12 protein-coding genes are annotated in these 11,708 nt (G+C 36.1%); 11 read left to right on the top strand and 1 reads right to left on the bottom strand.

Annotated elements, in window-relative coordinates:
- Positions 1–6 precede the first annotated feature (6 nt).
- The gene (locus tag IGJ55_RS09035) at positions 7–864 is read right to left on the bottom strand and encodes a pyruvate, water dikinase regulatory protein (protein ID WP_069640775.1); all 858 of its coding nucleotides are present in this window, start codon (positions 862–864) and stop codon (positions 7–9) included.
- Positions 865–962: 98 nt separating this feature from the next.
- Here IGJ55_RS09035 and IGJ55_RS09030 point away from each other — a divergent pair, with 98 nt between their 5' ends.
- From IGJ55_RS09030 to glyS, 11 genes are all read left to right on the top strand, one after another.
- Positions 963–1,391 (top strand): Fur family transcriptional regulator, encoded by a 429-nt coding sequence (locus IGJ55_RS09030; protein ID WP_069640774.1) that lies wholly within the window; start codon positions 963–965, stop codon positions 1,389–1,391.
- Positions 1,392–1,598: 207 nt separating this feature from the next.
- A complete protein-coding gene (gene rpsU, locus IGJ55_RS09025; RefSeq protein ID WP_002356740.1) occupies positions 1,599–1,775 on the top strand; it encodes a 30S ribosomal protein S21 in 177 nt (58 codons plus the stop codon).
- A gap of 25 nt (positions 1,776–1,800) precedes the next feature.
- Positions 1,801–2,250, top strand: a complete 450-nt coding sequence (locus tag IGJ55_RS09020) for a GatB/YqeY domain-containing protein (protein WP_429949692.1) — start codon at positions 1,801–1,803, stop codon at positions 2,248–2,250.
- A 218-nt stretch (positions 2,251–2,468) separates the two neighbouring features.
- Entirely contained in the window at positions 2,469–3,377 is a 909-nt protein-coding gene (locus tag IGJ55_RS09015) for a PhoH family protein (RefSeq protein WP_429950055.1), read from the top strand.
- Between the two features lie 32 nt (positions 3,378–3,409).
- Positions 3,410–5,608, top strand: coding sequence for an HD family phosphohydrolase (locus tag IGJ55_RS09010; RefSeq protein WP_069640771.1), 2,199 nt, complete (start codon positions 3,410–3,412; stop codon positions 5,606–5,608).
- Positions 5,608–6,084 (top strand): rRNA maturation RNase YbeY, encoded by a 477-nt coding sequence (gene ybeY / locus IGJ55_RS09005; RefSeq protein WP_429949694.1) that lies wholly within the window; start codon positions 5,608–5,610, stop codon positions 6,082–6,084. Before IGJ55_RS09010 ends, ybeY begins: the two co-directional genes overlap by 1 nt.
- Positions 6,068–6,469 carry a diacylglycerol kinase family protein gene (locus IGJ55_RS09000; RefSeq protein WP_204638592.1) on the top strand — a complete coding sequence of 134 codons (402 nt, stop codon included), beginning with the start codon at positions 6,068–6,070 and terminating at the stop codon, positions 6,467–6,469. The genes ybeY and IGJ55_RS09000 overlap by 17 nt, the downstream gene beginning before the upstream one ends.
- A gap of 12 nt (positions 6,470–6,481) precedes the next feature.
- Complete coding sequence (era, locus tag IGJ55_RS08995) at positions 6,482–7,384, top strand: GTPase Era (protein ID WP_207121819.1); 903 nt, start codon at positions 6,482–6,484, stop codon at positions 7,382–7,384.
- Positions 7,385–7,478: 94 nt separating this feature from the next.
- The gene (gene recO / locus IGJ55_RS08990; RefSeq protein ID WP_069640767.1) at positions 7,479–8,288 is read left to right on the top strand and encodes a DNA repair protein RecO; all 810 of its coding nucleotides are present in this window, start codon (positions 7,479–7,481) and stop codon (positions 8,286–8,288) included.
- A gap of 334 nt (positions 8,289–8,622) precedes the next feature.
- The gene (gene glyQ, locus IGJ55_RS08985; protein ID WP_207121821.1) at positions 8,623–9,531 is read left to right on the top strand and encodes a glycine--tRNA ligase subunit alpha; all 909 of its coding nucleotides are present in this window, start codon (positions 8,623–8,625) and stop codon (positions 9,529–9,531) included.
- 1 nt (position 9,532) lies between these two features.
- Complete coding sequence (gene glyS, locus IGJ55_RS08980) at positions 9,533–11,614, top strand: glycine--tRNA ligase subunit beta (RefSeq protein WP_430606199.1); 2,082 nt, start codon at positions 9,533–9,535, stop codon at positions 11,612–11,614.
- The last annotated feature ends 94 nt before the right edge of the window (positions 11,615–11,708 follow it).

Below are 11,708 nucleotides of genomic sequence, written 5' to 3'. Positions count from 1 at the left end.
TTATTTTTAAGCTTCAGGTGACTCAGTAGCATAATAGCTGTGGTCTTCTAAGTTTAAGGCATTTAAAATCATTGAAGCAGTTTCTTCAATAGACAAAGAAGCAACATTGATGACAACACATCCTAGTTTTGTATATAAATCACTTGCGAAAGCTAATTCTTTTCTAATTTTCTCAATGTCTGAATACGATGTATCAGCTGGCAATCCGTAAGTTCTCATTCGTTCCTTGCGGATACCATTCAAGATGTCAGGATCATTCGTTAAGCCGACGATTTTTTTAGGGTTTGTTTCCCATAGTTGCTTTGGTAAATGTGCTTCTGGAATCAAAGGTAAATTTGCAACCTTCAAATTTTTGTTGGCTAAAAACAAACTAAGAGGCGTTTTTGAAGTTCTTGAAACACCGAGCAAAAGAACATCTGCTTCCAAAAATCCTCTAGGGTCTTTTCCATCATCATATTTTACAGCAAATTCCATTGCTTCGATTCGTTTAAAGTAATTTTCATTCAAGTGATGGAGTGCCCCAGGTTCTCTAGTAGGTGCAATTCCAGTCAATCGTTCAATCTCTGCAACAGGTGGTGTTAATATATCGAAGTGATATAAATCGTGCTCATCAAAAAAATCATTTGCGATTTTTACTAACCGTTCATTGACGATAGTATGTAAAACCATGGCGTTTTCACGTTTTGCATCTTCGAGTGCTTTTCTTAACTTATCTTCCTCTTTAGCAAAGGTTCGTCTAAATAATGAAAAATCTACGGTGGGATATTGCGCCATCGAAGCTGCGGCTAGTTTTGAAGCTGTTTCTCCTGCTGAATCTGATATAACAAAGATCGTTACACATTTTTTTTGCTCATTAGTTGTCATAAAGTGATTCCTCTCTTGCTTTTTTTATCTACTTATTATACCATATCTTCATCGATCTTATTCGTAATGATTCTGATTTGAAGGGTGGAGGCTATAAAATGGCACAATCAAACTCTAAAGTAGAGCAATCACTGAGTGTGATGAAGGAACATGGCTTAAAATACACAAAAAAAAGAGAAGCAATGATTACATATCTAATTAGAAGAAACCGATATATTTCAGCGCGAGAAGTATATGAATTCATGAATCAAGAATATCAAGGGGTCAGCTACGATACGATCTACCGAAATTTACATGATTTTGAAAATTTAGACCTGTTAGAAACCACTGATTTGAATGGGGAAAAAAAGTTTCGTTTTCATTGCTGTCAAGAAGTGGGACATCATCATCATTTTATTTGTACGGTTTGTGGAAAAACAAAAGAAATCCACATGTGTCCGATGGATTTTTTTAAAGAACAATTAAGCGGATGTGAAATAGAAGGCCATCGATTTGAGATTTTTGGTCGTTGTGAAGAGTGTAAATGATCCTTTTTTTCAGAAAAAATCATGAATATTACAAATGTGTGTAAAACTTTACTCATTTTGGCACTTTTTTATGCATTTTTTCAATACAATGGTTGACGTTAAAATAACCATTCGATATAATGTAAAAAGAACGGTATTTTATTTATGTTGAATAACTCATAAATATAAAAAACGGTTACTTTTTAAGCTCGGAGGGAGGGAATTAACATGTCAAAAACTGTCGTTCGTAAAAACGAATCTCTTGACGATGCTCTTCGTCGCTTCAAACGTTCCGTTTCAAAAGCGGGTACTTTACAAGAATCTCGTAAACGTGAATTCTACGAAAAACCAAGTGTAAAGCGTAAGAAAAAATCTGAAGCAGCTAGAAAACGTAAAAAATTCTAGTTTTCGATGAATTGGAGCTGGTTGTATGTCATTACTAACAACATTGAATGACGATATCAAGGTAGCAATGAAGGCCAAAGATAAAGAGACTTTATCCGTTCTTCGTATGCTGAAGGCAGCCATTCAAAATGAGCAGATTAAAGCTGGCCGTGATTTGGACGGAGAAGAAGAGTTAACAGTTTTATCTCGTGAGATGAAACAGCGTAGAGACTCTTTGTCAGAGTTTGAAAAAGCGGGACGTGACGATCTTGCTGACAAAGTAAAAATCGAAATCGCAATTGTTGAAAAATATATGCCAAAACAACTTTCAGAAGAAGAAATTCGTCAGATTGTTCAGACGGCAATTGATCAGACTGGAGCAACTTCACCAAATGAATTTGGTAAAGTAATGGGTGCTGTAATGCCTAAAGTAAAAGGTAAAGCAGACGGCAATCAAGTCAATGCAATTGCAAAAGAATTACTACAAGAGAATTAGTCAAAGGAAAAAACCAACGGATTTCCGTTGGTTTTTTTGTCTAAATAACAGCCTGAGAAGTTTAGATAGAAATAGTTGTTTTAATCCACTCTCTTTTTAATAAATAAATAATATGGTATGATTATAAGGAATGAAAAAATAAAGGAGATGGGCATTTTTTGACAGAAAATCAGCCAATATCTTTGGAATTAAAACTAAATGATTCTGATGATGTGAGTATGCTTTTAGGAAACCACGATAAACATATAAAATATTTAGAAGAAAATACAGCGGTCACAATCAACACACGTGGTGAAACAATCCAATTGTTAGGTGAAGAAAACGAAGTACAATTGGTGGCTTCTGTTTTACGTACATTACAGGTGTTGATTAAACGTGGCATCAAAATTAGTACGCCAGATGTTGTGTCAGCTTTGAAAATGGCGAAAAGTAATGATTTGGATGCCTTTATTGTGATGTATGAAGAAGAAATTCTTAAGGATCATCACGGTAGAGCAATTCGGATTAAAAATATCGGTCAAAAAAGATATATCGATGCAGTTCGAAAACGTGATATTATTTTTGGAATCGGCCCTGCGGGAACCGGTAAAACATTTTTAGCAGTTGTTATGGCTGTTTCTGCATTAAAAAAAGGCGAAGTTCAAAAAATTATTTTGACTCGTCCAGCTGTTGAAGCAGGTGAAAGTCTAGGCTTTTTACCTGGTGATTTGAAAGAGAAGGTTGATCCGTATTTACGTCCTGTTTACGATGCATTGTACCAAGTTTTTGGTATGGAACATACAAATCGATTGATGGAACGTGGTGTGATCGAAATTGCTCCATTAGCCTATATGCGGGGACGAACATTAGACGATGCATTTGTCATTTTAGATGAAGCACAAAATACAACGGTTGCTCAGATGAAGATGTTTTTGACCAGATTAGGTTTTAACTCAAGGATGATTGTCAATGGTGATACAAGTCAAGTCGATTTACCTAAGGGTGTAGCGAGTGGCTTAATTCATGCCGAAAGAACGTTACAGTCCATCGAAAAAATTTCTTTTGTTCATTTTGATGCTAGTGATGTGGTAAGACATCCAGTAGTCGCTCAAATTATTCGAGCTTACGAAAAAGAAAATCAACAATAGTCTTAGATTTGCGGAAAGGAGTGAAAATTCCGTTGAAATACTCATTATTGAAATTACGCGATAGGTTAGGGAAAGCTTATATTCCGATACTTTTACTCGTTTTCTCTTGTTTTTTATTTGTGATCATGTTTGGCAGTGTTCACCAAAAAAGAGTCGAAATCAAGGAAGGGCAACTTGCTGAAAATACGATTCGAGCAAATAAAAATATTGAAAATACTTACGAAACAGCACAAAAGAAAAAGCTAGCCGCTGAAGCGGTCACACCTGAATACATTTATCAAGAAGACACGGCAGACATTCAACATAAAAGAATTGAAAAATTATTTAAATTGATTACCACTGCAAACGAAAAAACAGATAAAGAGTATGAAGAAAAAAAAGCCAAAGCCAAAAAAGATGAAACAATCCCTAAACCAACAATCGAAGAAAGAGTAGCCAATTTAAAAGCTCAATTCGAATCATTGGATCAAGATGAGGTTTCTTTTTATCAAAAATTTCCCAATGTTTTCTATCAAAATATATTTTCTTTAGATGCTAATCAAATTCAGCAAGTGAAGACAGAGAGCTTAAAAATCGTCGATGAAAAGATGAAAGATCATGTTCGGGAAGCTGATTTGGATTCGATTCGCCAAAATGCAATCGAAAAAATTCAATTTTTAGATGTTACTAGCACGATGCAACAAGAAATTCGCTATATTGTCAATGAAGGAATTGTGGCTAACGATTTTGCCAATGATAAAAAAACCAAAGAAATGCGCCAAAATGCAATGGATGCTGTACCTCCTTCAATGATCTATCAAGGTGAAATCATTGTTCGGGAAGGCACACAAATTGATAGCAAAGCAATGGAAAAACTTGAATTATTAGGAATGACAAATCAGAGTACATCCTTATTTCCAATGGTTGCTTTAGCTCTAGCTATCGTATTACAAATTTTCGTCTTATTGTTTTTTACTAAGCAAGTAACCGAAGAGGGCAGACGTAGACACTTTGTTTTATTTTATGTAGTTGCCATGTCGTTAAGTGTGGTTTTAATGAAGTTTTTCCAAATTTTCCAGAGCGAACAAATGCTGTATATCTCGTTGTTCTTCCCAGCAGCATTTACACCGCTTGTTTTAAATTACTTTGTCAGTAGAAGAGCAGGAGTTCTGGCAGCGGTCTTCCAAGTGATTTTTTCGCTTTTCGTTTTTTATAATTCGATAGGAACGAACTCGTTGACGATCATTCTCGTGAGTTATATGTTTTCTGGTCTACTAGCAACAGTTGTGAAACGAACACGGATTGGTGAACAAGGTTTGATTGCTGTTTTTTGGGTGATCATCTTCCCAGTGAGTTTGGACTTTGTTTTAATGATTTATCAAGGCATGAACTTTTTTGATGGTAAATCATGGACAATGATGATTTGTGCGTTAGCTGGAACGATATTGTCTTTCCTAGCAACAATGGGACTGCATCCTTATATAGAATTGCTCGTAACAGATGACAGTGTGATTATTCTCAATGAATTGAGTAATCCCAATCATCCACTTTTGAAGCAATTACTTGAAGAAGCGCCTGGAACCTACCATCATAGTATGATGGTAGCGAGTTTAAGTGCAAATGCAGTAGCTGAAATCGGTGGACGCTCATTATTAACACGAGTTGCCTGTTACTATCACGACATCGGCAAAATTAAACATGCTAATTTTTTTGTTGAGAATTTACCAGCTGGTGCGGAGAATCCACATAATTTCTTGTTGCCAGAAGATAGCAAACAAATTATTTTTGGTCATGTAATAGATGGAGCTAAAATTTTAGAAGACTATCATATGCCTGAAGTGGTGATCGATATTTGTCGTCAACATCATGGTACGACTTTAATGAAGTTTTTCTACGTTAAAGCTAAGGAACGAAACTCGGATATCTCAGAGAGTGATTTTCGCTATCCAGGACCAAAACCTCAAACAAGAGAAGCTGGAATTGTCAGTATTGCTGATACATGTGAAGCAGCTGTCCGAGCAATGGATAATCCTACAAACGAAAAAATTCATGAATTTGTTCATAATGTGATCCAAGATCGGATTTCTGATGGTCAATTGGACGATTGTGGTTTAACAATGAAAGAGATTCGGATTATTGAAAAGTCACTTATCAATGGATTGTGCAGTACGTTCCATTCAAGAATCAAGTATCCAAAAATGAAATCAGAAGCTGAAGAAATGAAAGATGAACAAGAAAAGAGAGATGACTAATGGATATTTCATTCATTGATGAAACAAATAACCTATCGCAGGATAATTTAGAAGAAGTAGAAAACTTGCTGCAGTTTGCAGCGAGTCATTTGAAAATATCAGATGATACTGAAATGTCTGTGACTTTTATGGACAATTCAGGTATTCAAGTGATAAATAAAGAGTATCGCGGAAAAGATGTCCCTACAGATGTCATTAGTTTTGCTTTGGAAGAAGAAGGGGAGGATGAGGTGCCGATTATTTTTGAAGATGAAGATGCGGCCTTCCCACGAAATCTTGGAGATATCATGATTTCTACTGAACGGGCGGCAGAGCAAGCTCAAGAATACGGGCATTCTTTTGAGCGTGAGCTTGGTTTTTTAGCGGTACATGGATTTTTACATTTAAACGGTTACGATCATATGGAAACAGAAGATGAGAAGGAAATGTTTGGATTACAGAAAGAGATTTTAGACGCCTATGGACTCAAAAGATAAACGGACTGAAAAAAACAAGCACTTCGTAGCATCGTTGGAATTCGCTATACAAGGGATCAAAACGGTGTTTAAAGAGGAACACAATATGCGGACGCATGTTGTTATGGGGATAGTCGCTGTGATTATTGGCTTTGTTTTCCATTTGGCTACTTGGGAATGGTTATGGTTACTCTTGGCGATTTTTCTGGTATTAGTCATGGAGATCATTAATACAGTATTTGAAAATGTTGTCGATATGGTAACAGATTTTCATTTTCATCCGATAGGTAAAAAAGTCAAAGATATGGCGGCCGGCGCAGTACTTTTAACGACAGGATTTGCTGTCGTTGTTGGCTTGCTACTGTTTGTTCCAAAAATTTGGCAAATACTACAAGATTTTTTATAGAGGAGAGACACGATGACAGAAGAACATAAATCCGGATTTGTAGCAATCGTAGGCAGACCGAATGTAGGGAAATCTACATTATTAAACCGTATCGTCGGACAAAAGATTGCGATCATGAGTGATAAAGCACAAACAACAAGGAATAAAATCCAAGGGATTTATACTGTACCACAGGCGCAAATTGTGTTTATTGATACACCTGGTATTCATAAACCAAAACATCGTCTAGGAGATTTTATGGTGGAAACGGCATACAGCGCATTACGTGAAGTCGATGCGACATTATTTATGATTAGTGCTGATCAAAAAAGAGGTAAGGGAGACGATTTCATTATCGAACGTTTAAAAACAATGAATAGTCCAGTCTACTTAGTGATCAACAAAATAGATACCGTTCATCCAGATCAACTTTTGGGAATTATCGACGATTATGCTAGTCAGATGGAGTTTGCTGAGGTTGTACCAATTTCAGCGACTGAAGGAAACAATGTAGATCGTTTGATGGATGTGTTGGTTGATCAAATGCCAGAAGGTCCGCAATATTTCCCAGATGATCAAGTAACAGATCACCCTGAGTATTTTATTGTTTCTGAATTAGTTCGTGAAAAAGTATTATTGCTTACACGTGATGAGATCCCTCATTCTGTTGCGGTAGTGGTTGATTCAATGAAGCGCAATGAAAATGACAAAGTGCATATTCAAGCAACGATCATAGTTGAACGCGACAGTCAAAAAGGAATCATCATTGGAAAAGGCGGAAAGATGCTTAAAATGATCGGTACGAAAGCAAGACAAGACATTGAGCATTTATTAGATGACAAAGTCTATTTAGAGCTTTGGGTAAAAGTTCAAAAAGATTGGCGTGATAAAAAAGTTCATTTACAGGATTTTGGCTATCGTAAAGATGATTATTAAATGAGTTAGTAAGGAACAATTCTGCATCATTGTAGAATTGTTCTTTTATTTCCATCTCTGGTAAACTAAAAGTAAACATCAAGGAGGTGAGCCTATGGCCTTAGGAGAAACAAAAGGAATTATTTTATTTACGAAAGACTACAAGGAAAAAGATAAACTTGTCAAGATTTTTACTGAATCTTTTGGTAAACTAATGTTTTTTGTCAAAGGAGCTCATCGCAAAAACAATCCAATTAGTTCCGCCATTTTACCCTTTACTGAAGCGGTTTACATCGGTGATTTTAGGGAAGATGGGTTATCTTTTTTGAATGGAAGTAAAGAGGTCTATCCACTGAGAATCATTCAAGAGGATATCTTTATAAATGCATATGCGACGTATATTTTAAATTTAGTTGATGCGGCAATTGAAGATCGAACGTACGATCCTAATTTGTACCAATTTGTACAACAAGCACTCAAATTATTAAATGAGAATAAAGATGCAGAGATTGTTACCAATATTTTTGAAATCCAATTGCTAAGTCGTTTTGGCATTTCTCCCGAGTGGAGACATTGTAGTGTTTGCCAACAAACGCAGGGGAAATTTGATTATTCGTCAAAATATAGTGGTGTGTTGTGTGAACGTCATTGGTCACTTGATGATCACCGATACCATGCTGATCCTAGAGCTATTCATTTTATTCGACTTTTCTCATCTGTCTCCTATGATAAAGTGCAAGATATCAATGTTAAATCAGAGACCAAAGCGGCTATTAGAAAAACAATTGATGAATTATACGATGAATATGTTGGAATTCAGCTGAAGAGCAAAAAATTTATTGACCAGATGAAAAGTTGGGAAGATACATTGAAATTACCAATTAGAGAGAAAAAATCTGAAATTGAAGACAATAATTTAACTTGAAATAATGAGATAGTAACAAATAAAACTTCTAGATCACTAAAATAACTGAAAAAGATTTGACAACTTACGCTGCAAAGATTATCATAAAGAAGAATTAAATAAATACGTTGAAAAAGAAGAGTAAAAAGTGAGGCAGTCAGAGCGAGTCTGGAATAGTGAGAGCCAGATACAAGCAACTTTTGAAAGGCGCTTTTGAGTATGATTGAACGAAGCTGCCGATAGTTGATATCGGAAGTAGGGTGGAACCGCGATTATTCGTCCCTATGTCTCTTAGAGACATAGGGACTTTTTTGTTTTTAAAAAACATTGCGCTTTTAACATAAGGAGGATCACAATGGAAAAGAAACTTACTGTACAAGAAATGATTTTAACATTACAAAAATTCTGGTCATCAAATGGTTGCATGCTAATGCAATCTTATGACACAGAAAAAGGAGCAGGAACAATGAGCCCGTACACTTTTTTACGAGCTATCGGACCTGAACCCTGGAATGCAGCTTATGTAGAACCTTCAAGACGTCCAGCAGACGGCCGCTACGGCGAAAACCCAAATCGGTTGTATCAACATCATCAATTCCAAGTGGTTATGAAACCTTCTCCTGAAAATATTCAGGAATTATACTTGGAGAGTTTGGTGTTATTAGGCATTGATCCATTAGCTCATGATATTCGTTTTGTTGAAGACAACTGGGAAAATCCTTCTATGGGCTGTGCTGGTCTGGGATGGGAAGTCTGGCTTGATGGGATGGAAATCACCCAATTTACGTATTTCCAACAAGTTGGTGGTCTAGCTTGTTATCCTGTGACGTCAGAAATCACTTATGGGATCGAGAGACTAGCTTCTTATATTCAAGAAGTTGAAAGTGTATATGATTTAGAATGGACGCATGGGGTCAAATATGGAGAGATTTTTAATCAACCTGAATACGAGCATTCTAAATATTCGTTTGAAATAAGCAATCAAGAAATGTTACTGGAAAATTTTGATAAATTTGAAAAAGAAGCGAAGCGCTGTATTGACGAAAATTTGGTACATCCAGCTTATGACTATATTTTGAAATGTAGTCATACCTTTAATTTATTGGATGCACGTGGTGCGGTATCTGTAACAGAACGTGCTGGATATTTAGCGCGTATCAGAAATTTGGCGAAAGCTGTCGCTAAAATTTTCGTAGCAGAACGTGAAAAACTTGGATTCCCACTACTAAACAAAGAAAATCAAACTACTGAGGAGGCAAACTAACATGGCAAAAGACCTATTACTTGAAATTGGATTGGAAGAAATGCCAGCCCATATTGTCAGCCCAAGTCGTTTACAATTAGAAAATAAAGTAATCGCATTTTTAGATGAAAATAATTTAAGCTATGAAACAGTCCAAAGCTTTTCGACACCACGTCGTCTAGCGATTCGTGTGACACAATTACCAGACCAACAGGCAGATACTCAAGAAGAAGTCAAAGGACCTGCAAAAAAAATTGCACAAGATGCTGAAGGAAATTGGAGTAAAGCAGCTGAGGGATTTGTTAGAGGTCAAGGATTAACGACGGATGCAATCTCGTTTAAAGAATTGAATGGGGTCGAATATGTTTATGTAACAAAACATAATCAAGGGCAAAAAACGATTGATGTATTAGCCGGATTAAAAGATGTAATTACAAGTTTAACTTTTCCAGTTACCATGCATTGGGCTGATTATGATTTTGAATATATACGTCCCATTCATTGGATCGTTGCTTTACTTGATGAGGAAGTCATTCCGTTTTCTATTTTAGATGTGAAAACAGGTAAAAGCACTCGCGGTCATCGCTTCTTAGGTGATGATGTGGTTTTGGACCATTCAAAAGAATACGAAGAAAAATTGAAAGAACAATTTGTGATTGTTGATCCAAACGAAAGAAAAACAATGATCATCGATCAAGCCAATCAACTGGCAGGAAAGAATAATTGGAAACTAGATTTGGATGCTAATTTGTTAGAAGAAGTCAATAACTTAGTGGAATATCCAACCGCGTTTGTCGGTGCATTTGATGAGAAATATTTGTCTGTTCCAGATGAAGTATTAGTCACTTCGATGAAGGAACATCAACGCTATTTTGAGGTTCGAAATGATCAAGGACTATTGCTTCCTTATTTTATCTCTGTAAGAAATGGAGACAGTGTTCACATTGAAAATGTCATTAAAGGCAATGAAAAAGTTTTAATTGCCCGTTTAGAAGATGCGGAATTTTTCTACAGTGAAGATAAAAAATTAACGATTGATGAATGTGTTGAAAAACTGAAACAAGTTACTTTTCACGAAAAAATCGGAACTATTTATGAAAAAATGCAACGTGTAGGAATCATTGGACAAATTATTGGAAAAGAAGTTGGTTTATCAGAAAGTGAATTGACTGATTTAGCACGTGCTTCTGAAATTTATAAATTTGATTTAGTTACAAATATGGTTGGTGAATTTCCAGAATTACAAGGCATCATGGGGGAAACGTATGCATTGCTGCAAGGAGAAAAGCCTGCTGTAGCACAAGCGATTCGTGAACATTATTTACCAGTATCAAGTGACGGTGAGCTTCCGATTTCTGTAATTGGATCGGTATTGGCATTAGCTGATAAATTAGATAGCGTCTTTGCATTTTTTGCAGTAGGTATGATTCCTAGCGGTTCGAATGACCCATATGCACTACGTCGTCAAACCTATGGCGTAATTAGAATCATCGAAAATAAAGGATGGCAGTTCCCATTAGTGCAGCTACAAATGGACATTGATGCAGCAGTTAATGCAGACAATCAAAAATACGGGATTCAATTGACTAGCGGACAAGAGGAGGTAATAGATTTTGTAAAAGCACGATTACGTCAATTATTAATGACCAAAAATGTACGTCATGATGTAATTGATGCTGTCATTTCTTCTGAGCAAAAAGATTTGGCAAAATTATTCTCTTCTGCGACGATTCTGAAAAATCATCTGTTGGATGACGATTTTAGACCTTCGATGGAAGCCTTGACACGAGTGATCAACTTAGCTAAAAAGGGTCGTGAGCTAGTAAACCAAGATAATCCTGTTGATACATCATTATTTGAAAATGAGGTTGAGCAAGCTTTACATCAGGCAGTTAATGAAATTGAAGCAAAATTTACTGAAAATACAATGTCAGAAAATTATCAAGCGTTAGTCGAGTTACGTCCATTGATTGAACGATATTTCGAAGAGACGATGGTGATGGTCGAAGATGAACAGATAAAGGTGAATCGTTTGAAAGAACTCAATCGAATTGCTAAAATGGCTTTATCATTAGCAAGTCTTGATCTGTTGATTGTAAAATAATAAAAAAAAGGGGAGGGGGAGTTCCACGGTTAGAAGTAGCGAACTCGCCCTTTTTCATACTCAGAAGATAGTAGTCTAAATAAACCTCAAGCAA

It is taken from the genome of Enterococcus sp. AZ170 (assembly GCF_050545135.1).
GTDB classification, from domain to species: Bacteria; Bacillota; Bacilli; order Lactobacillales; family Enterococcaceae; genus Enterococcus_L; species Enterococcus_L ureilyticus.
The sequence above is the reverse complement of the archived record's forward strand: the minus strand, read 5'-3'. Positions and strand labels throughout refer to the sequence as shown.